The sequence below is a fragment of the Paracoccus sp. MBLB3053 genome, assembly GCF_031822435.1.
GTDB classification, from domain to species: Bacteria; Pseudomonadota; Alphaproteobacteria; order Rhodobacterales; family Rhodobacteraceae; genus Paracoccus; species Paracoccus aurantius.
Genome location: NZ_JAVQLW010000001.1, coordinates 383,105 through 406,744 on the forward strand (window position 1 = coordinate 383,105; position 23,640 = coordinate 406,744).

17 protein-coding genes are annotated in these 23,640 nt (G+C 62.5%); 7 read left to right on the forward strand and 10 right to left on the reverse strand.

The genetic code is table 11. The annotated features are described in order from the left end of the window. Positions 1-2: 2 nt before the first annotated feature. Positions 3-1,469, reverse strand: a complete 1,467-nt coding sequence (locus RGQ15_RS01935; RefSeq protein ID WP_311158528.1) for a 2-isopropylmalate synthase — start codon at positions 1,467-1,469, stop codon at positions 3-5. Between the two features lie 128 nt (positions 1,470-1,597). On the opposite strand from RGQ15_RS01935, the gene RGQ15_RS01940 reads away from it, so the two are divergent. Continuing rightward, positions 1,598-3,268: an NAD+ synthase gene (locus RGQ15_RS01940; RefSeq protein WP_311158529.1), complete on the forward strand. Its 1,671-nt coding sequence runs from the start codon at positions 1,598-1,600 to the stop codon at positions 3,266-3,268. Between the two features lie 16 nt (positions 3,269-3,284). Here the strand turns inward: RGQ15_RS01940 and pncB are convergent, their stop codons facing one another. Together pncB and pncA are read right to left on the reverse strand one after the other, a co-directional pair. Beyond that, entirely contained in the window at positions 3,285-4,595 is a 1,311-nt protein-coding gene (gene pncB, locus RGQ15_RS01945; RefSeq protein WP_311158530.1) for a nicotinate phosphoribosyltransferase, read from the reverse strand. Then, positions 4,592-5,188, reverse strand: coding sequence for a bifunctional nicotinamidase/pyrazinamidase (gene pncA, locus RGQ15_RS01950; RefSeq protein WP_311158531.1), 597 nt, complete (start codon positions 5,186-5,188; stop codon positions 4,592-4,594). Before pncA ends, pncB begins: the two co-directional genes overlap by 4 nt. Before the next feature lie 96 nt (positions 5,189-5,284). On the opposite strand from pncA, the gene trhO reads away from it, so the two are divergent. Continuing rightward, entirely contained in the window at positions 5,285-6,175 is an 891-nt protein-coding gene (gene trhO / locus RGQ15_RS01955) for an oxygen-dependent tRNA uridine(34) hydroxylase TrhO (protein WP_311158532.1), read from the forward strand. Between the two features lie 93 nt (positions 6,176-6,268). After that, positions 6,269-6,688 (forward strand): hypothetical protein, encoded by a 420-nt coding sequence (locus RGQ15_RS01960; RefSeq protein WP_311158533.1) that lies wholly within the window; start codon positions 6,269-6,271, stop codon positions 6,686-6,688. 59 nt (positions 6,689-6,747) lie between these two features. Here RGQ15_RS01960 and RGQ15_RS01965 read toward each other — a convergent pair whose 3' ends face one another. The 4 genes from RGQ15_RS01965 to RGQ15_RS01980 all read right to left on the reverse strand — a co-directional run bounded on the left by RGQ15_RS01965 (position 6,748) and on the right by RGQ15_RS01980 (position 12,703). Continuing rightward, complete coding sequence (locus tag RGQ15_RS01965; RefSeq protein WP_311158534.1) at positions 6,748-9,030, reverse strand: NADP-dependent malic enzyme; 2,283 nt, start codon at positions 9,028-9,030, stop codon at positions 6,748-6,750. Between the two features lie 83 nt (positions 9,031-9,113). Continuing rightward, positions 9,114-10,496, reverse strand: coding sequence for an oligosaccharide flippase family protein (locus RGQ15_RS01970; RefSeq protein ID WP_311158535.1), 1,383 nt, complete (start codon positions 10,494-10,496; stop codon positions 9,114-9,116). Further along, positions 10,496-11,980: a GumC family protein gene (locus RGQ15_RS01975; RefSeq protein WP_311158536.1), complete on the reverse strand. Its 1,485-nt coding sequence runs from the start codon at positions 11,978-11,980 to the stop codon at positions 10,496-10,498. Before RGQ15_RS01975 ends, RGQ15_RS01970 begins: the two co-directional genes overlap by 1 nt. A 42-nt stretch (positions 11,981-12,022) precedes the next feature. Then, entirely contained in the window at positions 12,023-12,703 is a 681-nt protein-coding gene (locus RGQ15_RS01980) for a CpsD/CapB family tyrosine-protein kinase (protein ID WP_311158537.1), read from the reverse strand. A 186-nt stretch (positions 12,704-12,889) separates the two neighbouring features. Here RGQ15_RS01980 and RGQ15_RS01985 point away from each other — a divergent pair, with 186 nt between their 5' ends. The 4 genes from RGQ15_RS01985 (at position 12,890) to RGQ15_RS02000 (ending at position 17,383) form a co-directional block, all read left to right on the forward strand. Beyond that, the gene (locus RGQ15_RS01985; RefSeq protein WP_311158538.1) at positions 12,890-13,873 is read left to right on the forward strand and encodes a glycosyltransferase; all 984 of its coding nucleotides are present in this window, start codon (positions 12,890-12,892) and stop codon (positions 13,871-13,873) included. Then, on the forward strand, positions 13,870-14,700 hold the full coding sequence (locus RGQ15_RS01990; RefSeq protein ID WP_311158539.1) for a glycosyltransferase: 831 nt from the start codon (positions 13,870-13,872) through the stop codon (positions 14,698-14,700). Before RGQ15_RS01985 ends, RGQ15_RS01990 begins: the two co-directional genes overlap by 4 nt. Before the next feature lie 418 nt (positions 14,701-15,118). Continuing rightward, positions 15,119-15,772 carry a sugar transferase gene (locus RGQ15_RS01995; RefSeq protein ID WP_409201294.1) on the forward strand — a complete coding sequence of 218 codons (654 nt, stop codon included), beginning with the start codon at positions 15,119-15,121 and terminating at the stop codon, positions 15,770-15,772. 405 nt (positions 15,773-16,177) lie between these two features. Beyond that, positions 16,178-17,383 carry a glycosyltransferase family 4 protein gene (locus RGQ15_RS02000; RefSeq protein ID WP_457621028.1) on the forward strand — a complete coding sequence of 402 codons (1,206 nt, stop codon included), beginning with the start codon at positions 16,178-16,180 and terminating at the stop codon, positions 17,381-17,383. Here RGQ15_RS02000 and RGQ15_RS02005 read toward each other — a convergent pair. Genes RGQ15_RS02005 through RGQ15_RS02015 form a run of 3 tightly spaced genes read right to left on the reverse strand, consistent with a single transcriptional unit; the run spans position 17,364 to position 23,637 of the window. Continuing rightward, complete coding sequence (locus RGQ15_RS02005) at positions 17,364-17,984, reverse strand: 4'-phosphopantetheinyl transferase family protein (RefSeq protein WP_311158542.1); 621 nt, start codon at positions 17,982-17,984, stop codon at positions 17,364-17,366. The two genes, RGQ15_RS02000 and RGQ15_RS02005, sit on opposite strands and share 20 nt — an antisense overlap. After that, complete coding sequence (locus RGQ15_RS02010; RefSeq protein WP_311158543.1) at positions 17,981-22,648, reverse strand: MupA/Atu3671 family FMN-dependent luciferase-like monooxygenase; 4,668 nt, start codon at positions 22,646-22,648, stop codon at positions 17,981-17,983. The genes RGQ15_RS02005 and RGQ15_RS02010 overlap by 4 nt, the downstream gene beginning before the upstream one ends. Continuing rightward, positions 22,645-23,637: a glycosyltransferase family 2 protein gene (locus RGQ15_RS02015; protein WP_311158544.1), complete on the reverse strand. Its 993-nt coding sequence runs from the start codon at positions 23,635-23,637 to the stop codon at positions 22,645-22,647. The genes RGQ15_RS02010 and RGQ15_RS02015 overlap by 4 nt, the downstream gene beginning before the upstream one ends. Positions 23,638-23,640 lie beyond the last annotated feature (3 nt).

Consider the following 23,640-nt stretch of genomic DNA (forward strand, 5'->3'; position numbering starts at 1 on the left):
GATCAGGCCGGTGGAGGCGCAGCGGGCTCGGCAGGCAGGGTCGAATCCGGCGTCACTCCCGGAGCCTGTCCTTTCGCGCCGTCGGGGGCGGCCTTTGCCAGCGCATTGTCGTTCCACTCGCCCGCGGCGACCTGCCCCGTGGCATAGTGCATGACGCCCGCCCCCTGGCGCTTTCCGACGACGAAATGCCCTTTGTAGACGTCGCCATTGGCATAGGTTGCCACACCCTCGCCGTCGATCTCGCCTTCCTTCCAGTTGCCTTCGTAACGGAAACCGTCCGGCGCGATCAGCCGACCCTTGCCGTGGCGGAGCCCCGCCACGAATGAGCCGTCATAGGTCGTGCCATCCGCGTAAGTCGCCTGGCCTTGCCCGTGGCGCTGACCGTCGCGCCAGGCACCGTTATAGACGTAGCCGTCGGGATAGGTCATCCGGCCCTGGCCCTCGTTCCGGCCGCGCTTGAATGCCCCCTCGTAGACCAGCCCATTGGCATATTTTGCCACGCCCTGCCCTTCGATCACGCCGGCGAGCCAACCGCCTTCGTAATTCGCGCCATCGGGATAGGTGATCAGGCCGCGCCCTTCGGGCATGTCGTTCCTGACTTCACCCTCATAGATCGACCCGTCGGGATAGGTGATACGACCAAGCCCCTCCATGCGGCCTTCGACCCAATCGCCGGAATAGACATAACCATCCGCGCCGGTGAATGTGCCGTTTCCAGAGCGCAGGTCGGCGCGGAAATCGCCTTCGTATCGATCGCCATTCGCATAGACCGCTGTGCCACGCCCCTCGCGTCGGCCATTGGCAAAACGCCCCTCGTAGCTGTCGCCGGAAGGTTGCAGCAGCTTGCCCTGCCCGGACATCTGCCCCGCAGTCCAACCGCCCTCATAGACCAGGCCGTCGGGCATGGTCAGCTTGCCTTGCCCGGCGCGCTGGTTCGCCTTCATCTCTCCGTCATAGGTGGCGCCATCCGGGTAGGTGATCTTGCCCCGGCCCTCCTTGACACCCTGTTTCCAATCACCCTCATAGCGATAGCCATTGGGCTGGGTCAGGACACCCTTGCCCTCGTGCAGAGCATTCACGAAACTGCCTTCGTAGACCGAGCCGTTCGCATAATGGGCGACACCACGCCCGGTGATCTGGCCATCGCGCCAGTCGCCCTCATAGGTCCCGCCATCGGCATAGGTGATCTTGCCGGTGCCGTTGGGCTTGCCCCTGGAAAAGGCCCCTTCGTAGACCGAGCCATTCGGGAAACGCGCCTGGCCCTGCCCCAGGATCTCGCCCTCGACCCAATCGCCGGTATATTCATAGCCCGAGGGCAGCTTGTAGGTGCCGCGACCGTGCTGCTTGCCATTGCGGAAAGTGCCCTCGTAGACGCCGCCGTCATCATAGTGCTTGGTCACGACGGATTGGGCCCCAGCCATGCCGGTGCCTGCCAGGATCATCGCGCAAGCGACAATGGCTGCCTTCATCGGTCCTGCCTTCGCCTTTGTGTTTCTTTTGTTCCGGTTTACCTCATGCGGGCTCTGCACGCAAAGCCCGACTTTCCCTTCGGCACCGGCTGGCCTATCTAAAAGCCGGAATCGAAAAAGGGCGCGCCATGGCAGACAAGTTCCGCATCACTCTTGGACAGCTGAACCCGACTGTCGGCGACCTGCCGGGCAATGCGGCCAAGGCACGGGAGGCTTGGGACAAGGCGCGCGAGGCCGGTGCGGACATGCTGGCCCTGCCCGAGATGTTCATCACCGGCTACCAGACGCAGGACCTTGTCCTGAAACCCGGCTTCACCAAGGACGCCATGGCCGAGATCGAAAAGCTGGCCCGTGACTGCGCAGATGGTCCCGCGATCGGCATCGGCGGCCCCTATGCCGAGGGCAAGAAGCTTTACAACGCCTACTGGATCCTTGAAGGCGGCAAGGTTTCGGCCCGCGTGCTCAAGCATGACCTGCCGCACAAGCAGCTTTTCGACGAATTGCGCCTGTTCGATCAGGGACCTATCAGCGGCCCCTACCGCATCGGCCCGCTGCGCATCGGCAGCCCGATCTGCGAGGACGCCTGGTGGCCCGAGGTCGCCGAGACGCTGGCGGAAACGGGCGCAGAGATCCTGATGGTCCCGAATGGCAGCCCCTATCACCGCAACAAGCTCGACCTGCGCATGGGCCACATGGTCGCGCGGGTGGTCGAAAGCGATCTGCCGTTGGTCTATCTCAATTCGGTCGGCGGCCAGGACGACCAGCTCTACGACGGGGCAAGCTTCGTTCTGAACCCCGGCCCGGATGGCGGCGCGGTCAAGGTGATGCAGCTCGCGCCATTCGACGAGATCGTCGAACATGTGGATTTCGAGCGCGGGCCGGAAGGCTGGCGCGCGATCCCCGGTCGGCTGGACCATCAGCCGGATGAATGGGAACAGGACTATCGCGCCATGACAGAAGGCCTGCGCGATTACATGCGCAAGTCCGGCTTCAAGAAGGTGGTTCTGGGCCTGTCGGGTGGGATCGACTCGGCGCTGGTCGCCACCATCGCCAGCGATGCGATTGGCCCCGCAAACGTGCGCTGCGTCATGCTGCCCAGCGAATATACATCGCAGGCGAGCCTTGACGACGCGGCCGATTGTGCTGAGCGCCTCGGCACGCGGCTCGACACCGTGCATATCGAAGGGGCCCGCGACGCGGTGGGCGCGGCCCTCGCCCATATCATGGAGGGCACGAAAGCCGACACGACCGAGGAAAACATCCAGTCCCGCCTCCGCGGCGTGATGTTGATGGCCATCTCGAACAAGTTCGGCGAGCTGCTGCTGACCACAGGCAACAAGTCAGAGGTCGCCGTTGGCTATGCCACGATCTATGGCGACATGGCGGGTGGCTACAATCCGATCAAGGACCTTTACAAGACCCGCGTGTTCGAGACCTGCCGCTGGCGTAACATGAACCATCGCGACTGGATGATGGGTCCCTCGGGCGAGGTCGTGCCGCCGCAGATCATCTCGAAGCCGCCCTCGGCCGAACTGCGCCCCGACCAGAAGGACGAAGACAGCCTTCCGCCTTACGAAATCCTCGACGCAATTCTCGACGGGCTGGTGGAAAAGGACCTGGCGCTCAGGGACCTTGTCGATCAGGGCTTCGACCCAGAGACCGTCAAGAAGGTTGAAACGCTGCTCTACGGCAGCGAATGGAAGCGCTATCAGGCTGCACCAGGACCGCGCATCTCGACCAAGGCGTTCTGGCTTGATCGGCGCTACCCGCTGGTGAACCGTTGGCGCGACCGGCTTTGACGCCAGCCGCCACGGATCACACCAGCACGTCCATCCGCTGCTGCTGGCCGACGTCGAAGACGCGGCGGTAGCGCTGGATCTGCTCGGCCGGTCCGGTCGCCTTTTCGGGGTTGTCCGACAGCTTCACCGTCGGGCGCCCTTCGGCCGCCACTGCCTTGCAGACCAGCGAGAACGGCGCAAGCCCATCGCCCGGCACGAGCCCTCGGAAATCGTTGGTCAAAAGCGTGCCCCAGCCAAAGCTGACCTTCACCCGACCGTGGAACCGCTGAAACAGCTCGCCGATCTTGTCGACATCAAGCCCGTCCGAAAAGATGATCAGCTTGCTGCGCGGGTCCTCACCACGGCTTTTCCACCATGCGATCGCGGTTTCGGCCCCTTCGACGGGATCGCCGGAATCGATGCGGATGCCCGTCCAGCCCGCAAGCCAGTCCGGAGCCTGTTCCAGAAAGCCCTTGGTTCCGTAGGTGTCGGGAAGGATGATGCGCAGGTTGCCTTCGTGCTCTTCATGCCAATCGGCAAGCACGCGGTATGGCGCCTGTCGCAATTCCTCGTCCGTATCGGCCAGGGCGGCAAACACCATCGGCAATTCATGGGCATTGGTGCCGATCGCCTCGATATCGCGGCGCATCGCGATCAGGCAGTTCGACGTGCCGGTGAAACACTTGTCGCCAAGCCCCTCGATCATGGCCTGCACGCACCAATCCTGCCACAGGAAACTGTGGCGGCGCCGCGTGCCGAAATCGGCGATCCGCAGATCCGGCCCAAGCTCGCGCAGCTTCTCGATCTTTTCCCAAAGCCGGGTCATGGCGCGCGCATAGAGCACCTGCAGCTCGAAGCGACCCATTTCCTTCAGTACGGCCCGCGAGCGCAGCTCCATGATGATCGCCAGCGCGGGAATTTCCCAAAGCATCACCTCGGGCCAGCGTCCCTCGAAGGTCAGCTCATATTGGCCATCCTTCTTTTCAAGGTGATATGCCGGAAGCTGAAGGTTCTCGAGAAACTCCATGAAGTCCGACCGGAACATCTGGCGCTTGCCGTAAAAGGTGTTGCCCCGCAGCCAGGTGCTTTCGCCCCGTGACAGGCGCAACCCGCGCACATGGTCAAGCTGTTCGCGCAGCTCGCTTTCGTCGATCAGATCGGCAAGCCTGATACGGCTGGTGCGGTTGATCAGGCTGAAGGTGACGTTCGTTTCCGGCCGGTTGCGGAACACGGACTGGCACATCAGCAACTTGTAGAAATCCGTATCGATCAGAGACCGGACGATCGGGTCGATCTTCCACTTGTGATTATAGACCCGCGTGGCGATATCGACCGTTGGCGTCATCATATCAGGCTAACCCCCGCCTCGCGCATGCTGTCCCGCGCCGTCTGGAGTGATCCATTCAGATCGATCGCGCGGGTTGCGTCCTCGATCACACTGACCCTGAAACCGTGTCGTGCCGCATCCATGGCTGACCATGCCACGCAGAAGTCATGCGCCAGGCCCACGAAATACAGATCTTCGAGATAGCGATCGCGCAGATAGCCCGACAGCCCCGTTGGCGTCACATAGTCGTTTTCGTAAAAGGCGGAATAGCTGTCAATATGCGGCCGGAACCCCTTGCGGATGACGGTTTCGGCGCGCGTTGTATCCAGTTCCGGGTGAAACTGCGCCCCGGGTGAGCCGATGACGCAATGTGCAGGCCACAGAACCTGCGGACCGTAAGGCATCTGCGTCAGCGAAAACGGCGTGGCGCCGGGATGGTTTTCGGCAAAGCTGGAATGCTCGGCAGGATGCCAGTCCTGCGTCAGCACCACATGGTCGAAATCCGCCATCATCTCGTTGATGGGTGCAACGATCTCATCCCCGCCGGCGACCGCAAGCTTGCCTCCGGGACAGAAATCGACCTGCAGATCGACGACGATCAGGGTTCTTGCCATGGCGCCTTCCTCTTTTCACGTTGTCGTAGGGTCATGCCGTAGGAGCGTCAATGCCCAGAGCTTGAACGTAGGACCAAGCAGGACTAATTGCGACGCATGTTCACAGTTGCTGCCCTGTACCACTTCACCCGCTTCCCCGACCCGGCCGCCCTGCAGGGCGCGCTGGCCAAGACCTGTTGCAGCAATGGCGTCAAGGGGACGCTGCTGCTGGCCCCCGAGGGGATCAACGGCACGATCGCGGGCCCCCGCCCGGGAATTGATGCGGTGCTCGGGCATATCCGGGCCCTGCCCGGCTGCGCTGATCTGGAATGGAAGGAGAGCGCGGCCGAAACCATGCCCTTCGGCAAGATGAAGGTGCGCCTCAAGCGTGAGATCGTCACGATGGGTCAGCCCGACGTCGACCCGACCGCCTCGGTCGGGCATTATGTCGAGGCTGGCGACTGGAACGCTTTGATCAGCGACCCGGATGTCGCAGTGATCGACACGCGCAACGATTACGAGGTCGAAATCGGAACCTTTGAAGGCGCCGTCGCCCCCCGTACGCGCAGTTTTCGCGAGTTTCCCGAATGGTGGCGCCAGAATGCGCACCGCTTCCACAACAAGCGCATCGCTATGTTCTGCACCGGGGGCATCCGCTGCGAGAAGTCGACGAACTTCCTGCTCGGCGAAGGCGTACCCGAGGTCTATCATCTCAAGGGTGGCATTCTGAAATACCTCGAGGACGTGCCGGCCGAAGACAGCATGTGGCAGGGCGAATGCTTCGTCTTTGACAAGCGCGTCAGCCTTGGTCATGGCCTCAGGCAGGGGAACTACGACCTCTGCCACGCTTGCCGCCGTCCGATCGCCCCCGAAGATCGAGCCCGCGACGAATACGAAGAAGGCGTGAGCTGCCATCGCTGCGCAGCCGAATATGCTGATGCCGATCGCGCCCGTTTTCGGGAACGTCAGCGGCAGGCTGATCGTGGAGAGTGTTTCAGCGACGAGTGATCCGTCGAGGCGGATTCCCGCCAACGCTGTCCGCATTTGCAACAAAACTGCGTCGAAGCGGTTATATGGACACGCGACGACGGAGACGAAGACATGCAACTTGCCCAGAAACTTGGTGCGGCCGCTCTGATCCTAGCCGTGGCAGGAATGTCCCCCGCCGCGGCAGATCCGGGTCGGGGACACGGCAAAGAGCAGCACGGCCAGCGCCACGACAAGGGAAAGTCCAAGGCCCGGCCGCATTATGCTGCAAACTGCCCGCCCGGACTTGCAAAGAAAAACCCGCCCTGCGTCCCGCCGGGACAGGCGCGCAAGAACACGGTTCACTACGGCAACCGTGTTGGAGACATCCTGCGGGTGGGCGATTATTACGTGATCCGTGATCCCCGCCGCTATGATCTCGAAAGCCGCGACGGCTGGCGCTATTACCGCGACGATAATCGGGTCTATCGCGTGGACAGCGGAACCAAGAAGGTGCTGGCTGTCCTGAACCTGATTGACGCCTTTTCGAACTGATCAACGCTGCGGCCACCCGATCGAAATCGGATGACCGCCAAGATTTTCGGTCCTGGGCCTTATTTCACCTGCCCGAGACGGCCTGCCGCGATGGCAGCCATGTTCAGGATGTCGTTGACCGAGGAATTGGTCGAACAGATCTGGATCGGCTGCGGCACTCCGGTCAGGATCGGACCGACGACGGTCGCTCCCGCCATTTCCTGCAACAGCTTGACCGAAATCGAGGCAGAATGGCGGGCAGGAACGACCAGCACGTTCGCCGGGCCAGTCAAGCGCGAGAATGGGAATTTCGCGGCCTGCGCCGGATTGAGCGCGACGTCGACAGTCATCTCGCCTTCATATTCGAAATCGACCTTGCGCGCGTCCAGGACCTCGGTTGCGTGCGCCATCTTCACGGCGCGTTCGCTGACCGGGTAGCCGAAGTTCGAGAAGGACAGGAACGCCACCCGCGGGTCCAGGCCAAGGCCCCGCGCAACATGTGCGCCACGGGTCGCGATATCGGCAAGGTCCTCTGCCTCGGGCCATTCATGGACCAGCGTATCGCCCATCAGAATGATCCGGCCATTATGCAGGACTGCCGTGATGCCCACCGCGCCGTCAGCCGGGGTGACGTCGAACACCTTGCCGATCTGCGACAGGATATGCCCGTTCTTGCGCGTCGCGCCCGTCACAAGGCCGTCCCCATGCCCGTGCAGCAGCATGAGCGAGGCAAAGACATGACGATCGCGGTTTGCCAGACGGTTCGTGTCCTCGCGGTCCAGACCCTTGCGCTGCAGACGAGCGTAAAGTGTGTCGTGATACTGCTCCAGATGGCGTGAGTTCGAAGCGTTCACCACGTTGAGTTCGCGCACCGCATCGCCCAGACCGGCCGCCTCCAGCTTTTCCTTCACCTCGGCCTCGCGGCCGACGACGATTGCCTGCCCCATTCCGCCGCGCTGCCAGGCGACCGCCGCCCGCAGGACACGGGGATCATCCCCCTCGGCAAAGATCATCCGGGCCTGCGCCTGACGTGCGCGGGCATGGATGCCCTGCAGGATCGCAGCGGTCGGGTCCATCCTTGCGCGCAGCGACTGGATATAGCCATCCATGTCGATGATCGGGCGGCGCGCCACACCGGTATCCATCCCGGCCTGCGCGACCGCGGGCGGCACGACATGGATCAGGCGCGGGTCGAAGGGCGTCGGGATGATGTAGTCGCGGCCGAATTGCAGCTTGCGGCCATAAGCCACGGCCACTTCATCGGGCACATCCTCGCGGGCAAGTTCGGCCAGCGCGCGGGCACAGGCGATCTTCATCTCGTCATTGATTGCGCGGGCATGAATATCCAGCGCGCCGCGGAACAGGTAGGGGAAACCAAGGACGTTGTTCACCTGGTTCGGGTAGTCCGACCGCCCGGTTGCCACGATGGCATCGGGACGCACCTCATGGGCCTCTTCGGGGGTGATTTCCGGATCGGGGTTCGCCATGGCGAAGATGACCGGGTTCTCGGCCATGGACATAACCATGGCCTGGGTCACCGCGCCCTTGGCCGAGACGCCGAGGAAGACGTCGCAGCCCTGCATCGCCTCTTCCAGCGTGCGCAGGTCGGTCTTGACCGCATGGGCCGATTTCCACTGGTTCATGCCCTCGGTTCGGCCCTGGTAGATCACGCCCTTGGTGTCGCACATGATGCAGTTCTCATGCCGCGCGCCCATGGATTTCAGGAGTTCCAGGCAGGCGATCCCGGCGGCCCCGGCGCCGTTCAGGACGATCTTCACGTCCTCGATCTTCTTGCCGGAGAGCTCCAGCGCGTTGATCAGGCCGGCGGCGCAGATCACAGCGGTGCCATGCTGGTCGTCATGGAAGACCGGGATGTCCATGAGCTCTTTCAGGCGCTGCTCGATGATGAAGCATTCCGGCGCCTTGATGTCTTCAAGATTGATGCCGCCGAAGGTCGGGCCCATCAGGCGGACGGCATTGATGATCTCGTCCGGGTCCTCGGTATCGAGCTCGATGTCGATGGCATTGACGTCGGCGAAGCGCTTGAAGAGCACCGCCTTGCCCTCCATCACCGGCTTCGAGGCCAGCGCGCCGAGATTGCCGAGGCCGAGAATCGCCGTGCCGTTCGAGATCACCGCGACCATGTTGCCCTTGACGGTATAGTCATAGGCGGTTTCGGGACGGGCGGCGATGGCCTCGACCGGCACGGCGACGCCCGGCGAATAGGCCAGGGACAGATCGCGCTGGGTGGCCATGGGCGTCGAGGCGACGATATCGTATTTTCCCGGACGCGGCTCGAGATGATAGGCCAACGCCTCTTCCGGGGTGATACGGGACCGGCGGGGGGTGTTGTCGTCGCTCATGCTCATTCCTCCTGACTTCCCGTCTCCCTTAACGGAGCGTCAGGCCGGGCAGAAGACCAGAACGTCGCTGCAACGCAGCCAGATCAGTGCAGCAGTGCAGCAGCGACGATGTCACGGTGAAGGGTCAGCGCGAACGCAGCTGCCGCAACGGCTATAGATGCGGCGATCAGGTCGTGGCGCGGGTCCCAGGCGCCCTGGCGACGCGCCGTCCATACCGCGACCGGATAGCAGAAAAGCTGGGCCAGCGCCTGTCCCGCCAGCAGCCCGGCAAGGCCGAACAGCCAAACCCCGATCAAGAGCGTGACGATATAGATGCCCGCACGGCTTGATTGCAGGATGAAGAACGCTCGGGAATCGCCAGAGGCGAGTGCAGCCGTCTCATAGCTCATCGGAATGACGATCAGCATCTGAATGCACGCGACGGCGACCAGAATGCCGCCCGCATGCAGGTAACGCGAGTCATAAAGGAAATCGACGACGCTGGGACCGACAAGAGAAAGCACGATTGCCATGCTCATCAGCAGCAGCGAAAAGCCACCGCGGATACGCTGCAAGGCGCGGCGGTTCTCTGCGCTCTCCCCCGGGGGGTGCTCGCGATAAATCGGGATGAACAGCCGAGACGCGATCGCAGCGCCCAGAACCGCGGGCAGCGTTCCCAGGAACTGACCGATATTGAAGATGCCAAGCTGCTCGAGGGTAAGGATCCGGCCAAGTATGATCCGGTCGCCTTGGAACAGCAGAAAGCCGCAGATCGTACTGAAGAAAATCCATTTGCCGAACTTGACGATTTCCTCGCGCGCCGTCCTTTCCATGCCGAAGCGGTCGATATGGCCGGGCAGGAAATAGTGAAACATGGCGAGTTGCACGAATGCACCCATCACGCTGCCGATCGCGAGCGCCCAGACATTGCGCATGATCAGGGCCAGGGCGATCAGGATGAGGATGCCAAGAAACTGGTTCGTCAGCTCGATGATCGTGAGTCGGCGCAATTGCAGATGTCGCGCGGCGGTGTCGATACGCGTCGGGAAAAATCCGCCCACCACCATCGAGGCGGCGGCCGTCGGAAAGATCCAGGCAAAAGCGGGCGCGTTGAAGAAGATCGACATGGGCCAGGCCATCACGATCGCGACGGCGAGGATGATGAAGCCGCGGATGACCTTGATCGTCCAGGCGGTGTTCAGGAAATCGGGATCGTCGCCCCGCTTGCTTTGCGCAATCGACGGGCCAAGACCCATGTCGCTGAACATTGTCAGGCCGATCATGCAGCTTGTCACCAGCGCCATGAGGCCGAAATCGTCGGGGCTGAGCAGACGCGTCAGAATGAGGTTCGACCCAAGGCGCATGACCTGCGCCACGCCGAAATTGATCGTGGACCACGCCCCACTGCCAAGCGCCCTCGACGCCATTGCCTTGCGAGATTGCTGCGGCTCACTCAGTTCGGTCGTGGCGTCGGCATCCTGGCTCATTACCCCATTCCATCCGTTGGTGGCGCGGCCACGCCAGGGGTTGACAGGCCGGGCAGCAAGCCCAGCAGCCATAGGGCAGCGACGGCCCCGGCAATCAGCAAGAGAACCATATAGGCAATCCGCAATCGCCTGATGCGCAGATCGCGACGGCTTGGTCGATAGGTCAGGGAAATCACCGGACGCGTGCCTGTAACACGGGCAAATTGCTCGGTCCGACGCAAGACAGGGTTCATCAGTTCAAGCAAGAATGCCATGGAAAAGGCAAGCGCGACGCTGGCAAAGGTTCCGAGCATCGCGGTCTTCTTGCGATTCGACACGGCCGGGTAATCGGGCGGCAGCGCACGCTCCAGCAGCACGAAGCGTTCCGCCTGATCATTGTCGATCAGCAATTGCTGCGTCTCGATCTGCGCAAGCTGCCGAGAGACTTCGGAATAGCGGTCCTGCAGGCGACGTTGCTGACGTAGCAGCTCCTCGAGTTCATGCGCTATTTCCGGTGCCCGCGACCGCGCCAGATCGATTTCCCGGCGTCGAGCCTCGATCTTCTCTTTTTGACCGTCCAACTGCCGAAGCTGCGTGCTTAGCAAATCTGTCTGACGACGAACCACGTCCGAGACGGTCTCGCCCCCAAGGTTCAATCGCTCCAGATCGTCCTGCAACCGCTTGATTTCGGGGTGGCCGGGCGCAAGCGTGCGCCGCGCCTGCGCAAGCTGGATTTCAGCCTCGCGGATCCGCTGCACGATCGAAGGTGTAGGACGCAGATCCGACGCTCCACCGCCGACCACAAGTTCAAGCTGATCGCGCTGCAAGGCCATGATTTCACGGTCCAGCACATTCTCGGTTTCCGTCAACCGGGTCATCTCGGTTTGCAGCGCATCCTGCGAGCTTGGCAACGCGTCCTCGTTCGCAACGCTGAACTCGGCAATCTTCTGATCCAGCTGAGCAAGCTGTTCGCCCAGCCTTGCCTCTTCCACGGTCAGGAACGAGCGGGTTTCCTCGATGCGGGCTTCTCGGTTCTCGCGGTCGCGGTTCACGACGCTGTCGGCAAAGTCGTTCGCAATAGCCGCAGCCAGCGCCGCCTCTTCGGCGCTCGAGGTGATCACGATCGCAGCCAGCGAAAGGCGCGAATCCTGCGACACACCCGGGGCCGAGATGCTCTCGATCCTCGTCGAGCTTCGCACCGCAGCGATACGGTTTGATTCGGACATTTCCGGCACGTCCGCGAACAGGTCCAGACGATCGATCACATCCAGGATGTTCGTTCGAGCCATCAGCCTTTGCTCGATCAACTGCACGCGACGCGATGCAGGCAAGGACGAGTCGCTGCCCGGTTGGGTCGCGGCCGGCATGTCGACCTGAATCACCGCGCTGGCCTGATAGACACGCGGCGATGAAAGGACGAGATAGAGGCAACTCAGAACGCCAAGAATGACGATCGTCAGCATCAGCGGCAATCGCCGCCAAAGCATCGAGATGAGATCCGGCAAGGATTGAATTGGTCCCAAAACTCGTGCACCCCGTCTCGGTCGTCAATCTTCGGATTTATTGAGAACGACGCCCATGACGGGCGGCATGTCCTTCAACAGACGCTGCGCCAGGGTCATATCAGCCGCTGTCCCCTCTCGGCCATCCGCCACCAACAGCATGGCATCGGCCAGCGGCAAGGTGGCAAGCGCCATGTCTCCGCCGATCAGGGGAGCAGTATCAATGATCTCGATCGAGGCGGGATAGTGATTTCGCAAATCGGTCATCGCCTTTGAAAAATCTTCGCTTTGAATGAGCTCGGCTGCGTCCGGTTCCGCATGGCCGGGAACCAGGATGGAAAGGTTCGGTGCTTCTTCGACGATATTGACCAGGTCGCTGAGCCTGTGCCCTTGCAAAATTGCATCGGTTACCGGCTCGCATCCCGGAACGCCCAACTCGGCAGATACGGAAGGATCGCCGAAATCAAGGTCCATAAGAATGACTTCGGTTTGCTTCTGCCGCGAAAGGGCCAGGGCCAGGTTGATTGCGACGAACGTCCCCCCTGCGCCCTTTGTTAGCGGCACCACCGCAAGTCTGCGCCAACCGTGGTTGCGCATTTCCCGAAGGATGCGCGTCCGCAGGATCGAAAAGCGATCCATAATGATGCGAGCGTGCTCGCCATCGGCTGCCGAGCGCGACGCCTCCTGACGGATGAACTTGCTTGAGACAAGCTGCGGTCCGCGCAACGCAATCTCGTTCGTGGACGATCTGCCCGGTGTCTTCCCTGTCTCGGCCTGCAAGCTGTGGCCCCTCTGCCGCTTCTGATGCAAAGCCAGCGATCGGGCTCAGCGAACCCATGACTTTGTCGACAGCGCCATGCTAGCTTCCCCTGACTGATCGGGACAACTGAAATTATGGCGCAAGACGGAAAGGTGGAACACCTTGGCGCGGCAGTTTCGCCACAGGGTGTCGTTGCCATCGCAATTGGCAGAAACGAAGGCGAAAGGCTGGTGCGCTGTCTGCGCTCGCTTCTCCCGCAGGTTGATCGTGTCATCTATGTCGATTCCGGATCGACGGATGGCAGCGCCGAGCGTGCGGCAGAGCTTGGCGCCGAGATCGTCCGGCTGGACATGAGCCTTCCCTTCACCGCGGCCCGCGCCCGCAACGCCGGGCTGAACCGTGCGGGCGATGCCGAGTTCGTCCAGTTCGTCGACGGCGACTGCGAGGTGGACGGGGAATGGATCGCGACGGCGCTCGCCGCGCTGAGCGCGAACGAAAACCTCGCGATCGTCGCCGGTCGGCGTCGTGAACTTCACCCGGAATCCTCGATCTACAACCGTCTTTGCGACGCGGAATGGGATACTCCGATCGGCCCGGCGCAGGCTGTCGGAGGCGACATGCTTGCCCGCCATGTCGCCCTGCGCGAGATCGGTGGCTTCGATCCGACGCTGATCGCCGGCGAAGAACCCGAGATGTGCTTGCGCATCGCCCGCGCGGGCTGGGGCATCCATCGGCTGGACGCCCCCATGACCTTGCATGACGCGGCGATGACCCGGTTCGGGCAATGGGCGCAACGGTCGCGACGGGCGGGCCACGCCTTTGCCGAGGTGTCGTGGCGCTATCGCGATGGCCCTGAGGGGTTCTGGCGACGCGAGACATTGCGATCGGTTTTCTGGGCGGTCCTTTTGCCATTGGTCATTCTTCTGGGCGCCATGATGACTCCCTGGTCCTGGGCATTGTTGCTAATCTACCCGGCGCAGGTCATTCGCCTGGCCATGCGGGACCCCGACGACACCGACCGCTGGTCGCACGCCTTGTATTCTCTGCTGGGCAAATTCCCCGAGGCGCGCGGTGTGATCGAATTCCATTTAAGGCGCCTGATCGGGCGTCGTTCCGGACTGATCGAGTACAAATGATCCCTTGCACCGTCTTGATCCCCGCCCATGACGAAGCCGATTATATCGATGCCTGTCTCGACAGCCTGCTGGCCCAGGATCACGTCGGGCCTGTGCAGGTCATCCTGATTGCCAATGGCTGCCGCGATGCGACCGCTAAGCGGGCGAGGCTGAGACAGGCAGAGTTTTCCCGCAGATCCTGGTCGCTGAAGGTCGAGGAACTGGAACAGGGCGGAAAGACCGGCGCGCTCAACCACGGCGATCGCTGCGCTGATCCGGACTCCGTTCGCGTTTATCTGGACGCGGATATCCGCATGTCGCCCGGCTTGCTCGGCGGTCTGGTGCAAGCTCTCGACACCCCAGAACCCCGTTATGCCGGCGGGCGTCTGGTTGTTTCGCCCGCGCGCAGCTTCGTCTCGCGCAACTACGCCCGGTTCTGGCAAAAGCTGCCCTTCGTCCATCGCGGCGTCACCGGAGCCGGTCTTTTCGCGGTGAACCCGCCGGGGCGCGCACGCTGGGGAAACTTCCCCGCGATCATATCGGACGACACCTTTGCGCGTCTGCAATTTACCGAGGAGGAACGCATCCTCGTTGATGAACCTTATGATTGGCCCATCGCCGAGGGGTTCGCGCGTCTCGTGCGGGTGCGTCGTCGCCAGGATCTGGGAGTGGCCGAGATTGCGCGCGATTTCCCCGAGCTTCCCGAGCGCCAAGGGCATGTGCGTCCTGACCGATCCGAACTGATGGGATTGGCCGCCGCCGACCCTTTGGGATTCGCAATCTATGCCGCAGTTGCGCTGGCCGTTCGGCTTGGTCGCAACAAACAGAAATGGGCGCGAGGCCGCTGAATTTGCGTTGTCGATGCCGCAGAGAATTTGGGGCACCGCTCGGTTCCGCTTGCTGTGCAAGGCAAATCCCGGACTGGCAACGCTGACAGTTTTCAAGGTTGGCATTGGCAATCCCCGTCAACCCTGGATTGCTCGCGAAAACAGGATCAGTCGTGCTGGGCGAATGAAAGGCTCCATCGGCGCAAGGTGGCCAAGCATCGGGTAAGGGCCGGGGTCAGGTCCGCAAGGCATCCACGACAACGCATTGAAATGATAGAAACCTATCCTTTTCGACAGTCGGCGATTTCGTTCTAGTTTTATTAAAAGGCACCGCTATACTGCCCGTGTAACGATTGCCCGACTTGTACCGATTACAGTAGGTTTACCAATGCAGCAGTCCAATAGATTTATAACGTCCGAATTCGATTCCGTCGGGCCGATGCTGCAAAACATCCCCGGAACCCGTGCCAGGAAAACCGCCGTAAGCTCAGCTTACGAGCGTTTCGCGAAACGTCCTTTGGACGTGCTGGCAATCCTCATGGCCGCACCGATCGTACTTCCGGTGGTCGCCATTCTCGCGCTCATCATCCTGTGCCAAGGCGGCAAGCCGTTTTACACTCAGCTTCGGATTGGCCGGTCAGGGCGCAGCTTCCGACTTTGGAAACTGCGCACGATGGTCGAGAATGCCGATCAGAAGCTGGTCGAATATCTTGCGCAGGACCCTGCGGCCAAGGCGGAATGGGATTCGACCCAAAAGCTGAAGAATGATCCCCGGATCACGCCAATCGGTCATTTCCTGCGCAAAAGTTCTCTGGACGAGCTGCCACAGCTGTGGAACGTGTTCCTGGGCGATATGAGCCTGGTCGGCCCCCGCCCCATGATGCTGGATCAGGCGCAGCTGTATCCCGGTGCGGACTATTATCACCTGCGTCCCGGTGTGACCGGTTTGTGGCAGATTTCGGACCGTAACGACAGCACGTTCGCGGCACGTGCCACCTTTGATGCTCAATACGCTGCAGAGATGAGCTTCGCCGCGGATGTTTCGATCATCGCCAAGACCGCCGGCGTGGTACTTCGCTGCACAGGTTACTGAACGGTTTCAAAGCCGCGATCTGATTCAATGGCCATTTTCTTGGCGATCGATGCAGCGATACCGCCTCCATGCGGCAAAGAGCGTTACAGCCGAACCACTGACCGGATATAGCAGTAATCCAGCCCAAATGGGCATCTCAAGGGCGAGAAGCCCAAGGATTGCACAAATCGACGCAATCACGACGCCTATGGTCAGAATACCGGTCAGTTGAGCCTCCAAGAGCTTTATGATTTCTATATACACAAATAGTGCCGAACGGTCAGCGAATCTCTAGCCATTTGTTCGCGATCCCCTACAAAGGGGTCATATCTGCCCATTATTACAAAAAACTGAGCACAAACCGGCCTATTCGGTAATAATACACCACAGCCCCTCCCCAAGGGACGGTGAAAAGAGGTTTACAAGCTGCGAATCGGTTATCTGGTCAATTTCTATCCGCGTCCTTCTCACAGTTTCATCCGGCGCGAAATACGGGCTCTCGAAGAACAGGGCCTGCATGTTCACCGCTTTGCCCATCAGGGTGATGCGACAGTTCTCAGCGATCCCGCCGACCTGGAGGAGCACGAACTGACCGAACGCATCCTCGATATTGGCGGCAGAGGGTTGCTCGCGGGTCTTTCCGCCCATGCACTGCACAACCGACAGGGCTTGGCCGGGGCTCTTTCCCTCGCCAAGAAGCGTGCTGCTGGCGGTGAATCGAGCTTGCCGCGGCAGATCATCTATCTGGCTGAGGGGGCCAGGCTCGCGTCGCGGGCGAAGGAGCTTGGCCTGGATCATATCCACGCACATTTCGGCACGAATTCGGCGCGGGTTGCCTCCTATGCACGGATGCTCGGGGGGCCAAGCTTCAGCTTTACCGTTCACGGCCCGGAAGAGTTCGACCGTCCCGAGGCATTGGACCTGAGTGGCAAGCTCGCGCTTGCGGAATTCTGCGTGACCGTCAGCAGCTTCGGCCGCTCGCAAATGCTTCGCTGGGCCCGCAGCGATGATATCGGCAAGGTCAAGGTGGTCCATTGCGGTCTGGATCTGAATCATTGGAAAAGCCCACCAGCCTTGCCAGACGGGCCGCTTCATCTCGTCGCGGTCGGGCGCTTCGCCGAGCAGAAGGGCTTTGGCCTGCTCATTCGCGCCTTTGCGCAGGCCTGGAAAGCTGATCCCAGCCTTCGTCTGTCGCTGGTCGGGGATGGTGAATTGCGCCGCGAGATCGAGACGATCATCTCCTCGGAACGCATGACGCAGGCTGTTCGACTTCTTGGCTGGCAGGATGAGGCAGGCGTACGCACGGCGATGGATGCCGCCCACGCTCTGGTCACGCCAAGCTTTGCCGAGGGTCTACCCGTCGTCATCATGGAGGCGATGGCGCGGGGGCGGCCTGTCATTTCGACCTATATCGCCGGCATCCCCGAACTCGTGCGCCCCGGCAGGGAAGGATGGCTCGTTCCCGCCGGGGATAGCGAGAGCCTGGCCGAAGCCATGCTCGCTGCCGCTGCAACCTCTCGTGAACGCATGGCGCAAATGGGTCAATCCGCGCTGCAGCGCGTCGCCCAACGCCATGACATTGCACGCTCGGCCGAAATACTGAGCCAACTTTTCATCCGCGCCAAAGGCTGATGGCAAGATAATGGCCCACCGCCTTCCCCCAGCGGGCAGAGATCAGCCGCCGGCCCAGGCAAGCACGGGCGCGGCTGCCAGAGATCGCCACGGGAACGTCGCTGAAATCCAGCATCCTGCCGGTCAGCGGAAATTGCGCCTTGAAAAGCGCTTCCTTGATACAGAACGCGAGTAGCGCATCGTCGCGATCCATCCGGTAGGGTGCGACCGCGTCTGCCAGGCCGCCGAGTCTTCTGCCGTCAAGGGGCTCAAGGTCGATGCCGACCGAAGCTCCGCCAGGCGGGGCAGCGATCGCGATACAGAATCTACCGGCATGGGACAGGCTGGCTCTCACCCCTTCGGGCAGATCCGGCATCCTGTCCGGCCGCGCGCGGATCGGAAGGTCGGCAGGCAGATTGTGCCCTGCCCCCCTTATCGCTTCTCGAAGCACGGCCCTGCCGATCGCGAATTCTCGCCATCTCTTGGGAACTGCGCGCAGAACCACGCAGGCCTCGTCTGGCAGCAGAGCGGGCACGGGCCCGTCAAGCGGTGCAACGGCACTGGCGTAACCCGCTGGGATCAATCGCTGCGCAAGGCGGCGCAGCGCCTCGGCATCGCTCATCGTCCACCGCGGAGCTGTGCCCGAAGCGCGCGACGGCGCGCCATGGCATCTCCTGCGGCGGCGACGGCGGGTTCTGGGACAGGCGCAACGGATGGCGATGCGGCACGCGACGATGCCTCGGCCGCGGTGGGTGGCGCGACCGGCTTGTCGGCAGTCTCGCCAGTGGGTGCAAGGCTCACCACGTGGCGGAGAAAATCCGCCATCACTGGGAAGCGGAAGATGTCCGTGACACCCAGTCGCGGCAAGGCCAGCCGTTCGCGCATGGTGCGATGAAGCTGGATCGCCAAAAGCGAATGCCCCCCCAGCGCAAAGAAATTGTCGCGCGCGCCGATTTGGGGAACTCCCAGCACCTCGCACCAAAGCGCATGCACCGCCTGCTCCAGGTCCTCGGTCGGCGCAGCGACCGAGGCAGCCTTGGCGGCCTCGATGGCCGCCGGGGCTGCCACCACCGCCGGAAAGGCGGGTGCCGCGCCAGCGGGGCCCGGCAACGGCAACTGCTTGCGGTCGATCTTGCGGTTCGGCGTCAGCGGCATCCGTTCCAGGCGGATGATCCGACCCGGCACCATATGCGTCGGCAGAATTGCGATCAGGGCCTCACGCAACTTCTTCTCGCACAGATCCGGGCTGCCGGTAAGATAGGCGACCAGCCGCTTGTCGCCGGGAACGTCTTCCCGCACCAGGGCGACCACCTCGCGCACGCCGGGTTGCTGCCCCAGCGCCGCCTCGATCTCGCCAAGTTCGATGCGAAAACCGCGCAGCTTGATCTGGTGATCGGCGCGACCGATATAGTCCAGCCCACCATCGTCACGCCATCGCACGAGGTCTCCCGTTCTGTACATCCGTGCACCCCAGGGCGAGGCGCGATCCATGGGCACGAAAGGATCGGGTCGGAAGGCATTTGCGGTCAGATCCTCCCGCTTCCAGTAGCCGCGCGTGACGCCATGCCCGCCGATCCACAACTCGCCCCGTGCGCCCGGCGCGACCGGCGCTCCATCACCGTCCAGAACATATAGCTGCGTATTGGCTATGGGCCGCCCCAAGGTCACCTCGGGCGCCTCGGTCACATCGGCAGTGGTCGACCAGATCGTCGTCTCGGTCGGGCCATACATGTTGAGCACGCGTGCATGGGTCATTTTCCGGATATCGGCGAGAAGTGCCGGCGGCAAAGCTTCGCCCCCCACCATCACGCATTTCAGCGCCGCCATGCTGGAGGCAACCTGCGGGTCGGACACCAGGATGCGTGCCATGCTCGGCGTGCATTGCAGGTGGGTGACCTTCCAGCGCCGGATCTGCGCCGCGATGGAAAAATCGCCGGGCTCGGGCTCATCCGCCTGCGGATTTACCTCGGTCTTGAGCTGCGCAAGAAGCGGGAAGAACCCCTGCACCTGATCCGGAGCGATGCCGTAATCGATCAGGCAGGCCACCTCCCCCACCCCGATCGTCTTGAGCTGCTCGATGCGGTCAATCCCGTCCTGAAGCGAACCGAACAGGCCCGAATCCTCAAAATAGCGCAGGAAAGCGAATTCGAGGATGCCGTCCAGTTCTTCTTCCGACAGGGTGCCGAGATCGATCGCCATCGGGTTGCTCATCCCCGCAGGGCGGCGAAAGGCCGGGAAGTCCCAGGCGTATTGCTTGACCAATGCCGCAGCGCTGCGCAGGTAATTCTTCATCGGCTCGCGTGCGATTTCCCGCGCGGTCTCGCGATCCTCGGCGAGGCAGGTATGCAGCATTAGGGTCACCGTGAAATCCGCAGGCTCGTGTCCGGCTTCCCGCAATGCGGCATGATAATCCTTGATCCGCGCCGCGACCGTGTCGATGCTCTGGCCCAGAAGATGGGTCAGGACGTTCATGCCCAGTCGTCCTGCCTCGACCCATGTATCCGGGTTGCCGGCAACCGTCATCCACAGCGGCAATTCCTTCTGGACCGGCCGGGGTTGGGTCACGACGCCAAAGCTGCCCCCGCCTGCGCGGGGAAACTCGACCACCTCGCCACGCCACAGGCGTCGCAGCTGATCGATGCCGGCGATCATCGCAGACTTGTTGTTCGGAGGAGCGTTCTCGGGGCGCAGCACGAAATCATCGGGCTGCCAGCCCGAGGCGATGGCCAGCCCGGCACGGCCGCCCGTCAGGTTGTCAATGACCGCCCATTCCTCGGCCACGCGGGCGGGGTGATGCAGTGGCAAGACGCAACTGCCGGCGCGTACCGCGATATTCTTCGTGACCGCCGCCACCGCCGCACCCGAAACCGACGGGTTCGGATAGGGTCCGCCAAAAGCGTGGAAATGGCGTTCAGGCGTCCATAGTGCAACGAAGCCATTCTGATCGGCAAAGCGGGCCCCATCCAGCAGCAATTGGTACTTGCGCGGCCCAGGCCCGTCGTCATTGCCCCAGTAGAACAGGCTGAACTCCATCCCGCCTTGCACTTCGCGGCGGGGCTCGACCGAAGCCTTGCCCGAAACGGCCAGCCGCGATTCCTCGCCGGCGACCACCAGCCGCAGTCCACGTGCCAGCGACCAGAAGATCTCGAGCACGGAAATGTCGAAGGACAGGCTCGTGACCGCAAGCCAGGCATCACCCTGCTGATGCGGGATCACCGCATCCATGCCGGCGAAGAAGTTCGCGACATTGCGATGCTCAACCATGACTCCCTTCGGCCGTCCCGTCGACCCGGAGGTATAGATCAGGTAAGCGAGGTTCTGCGGTCCAACCGGCGTGACCGGAGCCGCGACAAGGCCCACGGGCACATCCCCCGGAATGGTCACGACTTGCGCGCGGCTTGCGGGCAGGCGATCCGCGATCTCGTCCTGCACCAGGACGACGGGCGCGCCGCTGTCTTCAACGTAAAGCGCGATCCGGTCCCCCGGATAGTCTGGGTCCAGGGGCACATAGGCCCCGCCCGCCTTCCAGATTGCCAGCGCCCCGATCACCAGTTCGGGCGAGCGCTTTGCGAATAGGCCGACGGGTTGATCGGGGACGACCCCCATCTGAACGAGCTTTGATGCAAGCGCGTCCGCCGCACGTTCGAGTTGTCCGCGGGTCAGGGTCCTGTCCTCGAAGGCAAGCGCGACGGCATCAGGGTCCGCCAAGGCCGCTTCCGAGATGAGTTCGTGAATGCAGGCCAGGCGCACGTCAAGCCGGGTGTCGTTGCGTCTGACGAGCAGATCCTGCAGCTCTTCGGCATCCAGCAGGGAAATGTCGCGCAGTGGCGTCGCGCCGGGCAGTAACAGTCCGGCGTCCAGCGCCCGCGCAATGCGCTGCGCCTGAACTCCGCTTACACGAGCCGTGTCGTGAATCAGCGCCGCGCGCCCGTCAGTCAGCGCGATGGTCAGCGCGGCGCCGGGCATGCCCGACTGCTCACGCAGATTGATGGCCAGGTCCGGGGTCGCGGCGTCGCGCAATTCCGGAGCGCGACGGATCAGATCGTCCAGAAAGAAGTCATGTGCAGAGATTTCGTCGAGCGCGGTTGAGATCTTCTGCGAAAGTTCCGACAGGCTGCTCTCGGCCGGGGCGTCGATGTCAAGCGGCTGCCAATCTGCAACAATCCGATCCGCAGGAAGCGAAGCCGGTCGCACGGCCAGATCGAACTGGGTCTGCCCCACCAGACGAGCCAGAAGCGCCGCGGCCAGCGCCACACGTTCCTCCGAATGGCCGGGCATCAACTCGATGGTCGCGATTTCGCCCGAGCTTTCGCCGGACAGAACGGCCGGACTCATCGCCGCAAGGCGCTTGCGCCACCATTCATCATGTCGGGCGGCGCGCGCGGCCAGTTCGTCAAGACGCGCCAGATCATCGCCCGCGAGCGGCGGGATGACGCCACCCAAGGGCGGCATTTCGCCGGCAAATGCCAGGATGACCGCGCCGTCGGCCGTCGAGACGGTCGCCGTCTTGCCATCAACCGCAAGCACCTTTCCCGCTGCAGCCGAGCCAGTGCCGAACCCTTCGAACGATGCCACGGACAGCAGCCGTCCATCGGCCAGACGCACCTTCGCCTCGTTCAGCGGGTTCCAATAGCCGCCATGGTCAAGCGCTCGAACCAGGGCCCCGATCTCGGCCGATGGGCGAGAAAAATCGATCACCCCTGCGCCAGGGGGACGCTTGTATTTTCCGACATAGCTGCGCTGCGACAGATCCTGTGGCTGGCGGGCCGGGCCTGTCCCTTCCAATTGCTCGACGACCTCGGGGAAACTTTCCGCCGCGCGGGCAAAGCAGCGCGCGTTAAGGGTCAGCGCCGTGTCGTCAGGGCGCAGATCGAAAAGCCTTTGCGCAAGGATGTCGCCTTCGTCCACGCCGCCTTCGATCATGTGCCAGGTGACGCCATGTTGCGGTTCCTGCCCGATGATCCCCCAGACTGGCGCATTCAGACCGGCAAGCCTTGGCAAGGGCCCATCATGGAAGTTGATGGCCCCCAGCCGACCGCGCGCCAGCATTTCCGGCTTGAGAAGCGAAAGGTTCGCCACGCTGAACAACCAGTCGGCCGTCGGCCCTTCCGCAGGCATCGGCTGGTCCTGGTCTTCAACGGCAAGGCCGGTTGATTGCGCCCAGGCAATCAGGTCGGGATTGCGCGTCACGATGGCGGATATGCTGTGACCCCGCTCAAGCAGCGTTTCTGCCGCATGACGCAGAAGAAGTTCGTTACCAACTAGAATCGCTGAAAAATGCGTCATGGCCTACCCTTTTCAACATGAACCGGCATGGGCTGGCGCCGCAATGCATGGCGCATCAGCCGCCCAATATGGCCTTCAGGAATTTCGGTCCGTCGCCGCTGGACAAGGCAGCGCAGCGACCATAGCCCCGTGCCCCCGATGAACGCGGCCGTCGCCCAGAGCGCACCCATCCTGCCATGGTGCTTCTCGAAGTAGCGGCGTCGTGAATCGTACCAATAGTCGGGCACGCGCTTCCAGGTTTTCATGCCCGTGCTGGCGGACCCGATATGCTCGACCTCGCTTTCCACGACATAATGCGTCTGCCAGCCCTTTGCGGCGGCACGTCGGCAGAGATCGGTTTCCTCGAAATAGAGAAAGAAACCCTCGTCGAAGAGCCCGATCTGATCCAGCACATCCGTGCGGATCATCATCGAGGCGCCGGCCGACCAGTCCACAGGGCATGACTGGCCGGGCTGCGGAAGCGCCACGACCTTCTTGCGCAGAAGCCTGGTGATCGGGCCGGTCTTGCTTGCTGCCTCGAACTCGCCCCCGACGCTGGGGAAGCGAAAGGCGGTCTGGTGCGGCTCTCCGTCGGGCCCCCTCAGCCGCGAACAAGCGATACCCGCCTCGGGATGGGTGATCAGCCGAACAAGCAGCGCGCGAATAGCCCCTGGTTGCGGGATGGCATCCGAGTTCAGCAGATAGACAAAATCGGGCCTGCCTCCATCCGGTAAGCGTTGCCGGATGCCGTGATTGTTGCCGGCCCCGAACCCCCCGTTCCAACCCGACTGGACCACCGCGACCCGACCCGAGGCCAGCCAACCCCGCGCCTCGGCCTCTGCCTGCAGGATGTCATATGAGCCGTCACCGGAATCGTTGTCGACGATCGTCACGCCGCCCGCGATACCCTCAAGCTCCCGCAAAGCCGCTTCGGCTGCGGCAAGACTGAGTGAGGCTGTACGCCAGTTTAGAACGATGACCTGCACCGATGGGTTCATCGCCTGGTCCATTCC

Excerpts from the sequence above, each read along its gene's own strand:
- RGQ15_RS01935 (WP_311158528.1), bottom strand. The coding sequence starts at position 1,469 with ATGAAGGCAGCCATTGTCGCTTGCGCGATGATCCTGGCAGGCACCGGC.
- RGQ15_RS01940 (WP_311158529.1), top strand. The coding sequence starts at position 1,598 with ATGGCAGACAAGTTCCGCATCACTCTTGGACAGCTGAACCCGACTGTC.
- pncB (WP_311158530.1), bottom strand. The coding sequence starts at position 4,595 with ATGATGACGCCAACGGTCGATATCGCCACGCGGGTCTATAATCACAAG.
- pncA (WP_311158531.1), bottom strand. The coding sequence starts at position 5,188 with ATGGCAAGAACCCTGATCGTCGTCGATCTGCAGGTCGATTTCTGTCCC.
- trhO (WP_311158532.1), top strand. The coding sequence starts at position 5,285 with ATGTTCACAGTTGCTGCCCTGTACCACTTCACCCGCTTCCCCGACCCG.
- RGQ15_RS01960 (WP_311158533.1), top strand. The coding sequence starts at position 6,269 with ATGCAACTTGCCCAGAAACTTGGTGCGGCCGCTCTGATCCTAGCCGTG.
- RGQ15_RS01965 (WP_311158534.1), bottom strand. The coding sequence starts at position 9,030 with ATGAGCGACGACAACACCCCCCGCCGGTCCCGTATCACCCCGGAAGAG.
- RGQ15_RS01970 (WP_311158535.1), bottom strand. The coding sequence starts at position 10,496 with ATGAGCCAGGATGCCGACGCCACGACCGAACTGAGTGAGCCGCAGCAA.
- RGQ15_RS01990 (WP_311158539.1), top strand. The coding sequence starts at position 13,870 with ATGATCCCTTGCACCGTCTTGATCCCCGCCCATGACGAAGCCGATTAT.
- RGQ15_RS01995 (WP_409201294.1), top strand. The coding sequence starts at position 15,119 with ATGCTGCAAAACATCCCCGGAACCCGTGCCAGGAAAACCGCCGTAAGC.
- RGQ15_RS02005 (WP_311158542.1), bottom strand. The coding sequence starts at position 17,984 with ATGAGCGATGCCGAGGCGCTGCGCCGCCTTGCGCAGCGATTGATCCCA.
- RGQ15_RS02010 (WP_311158543.1), bottom strand. The coding sequence starts at position 22,648 with ATGACGCATTTTTCAGCGATTCTAGTTGGTAACGAACTTCTTCTGCGT.
- RGQ15_RS02015 (WP_311158544.1), bottom strand. The coding sequence starts at position 23,637 with ATGGACCAGGCGATGAACCCATCGGTGCAGGTCATCGTTCTAAACTGG.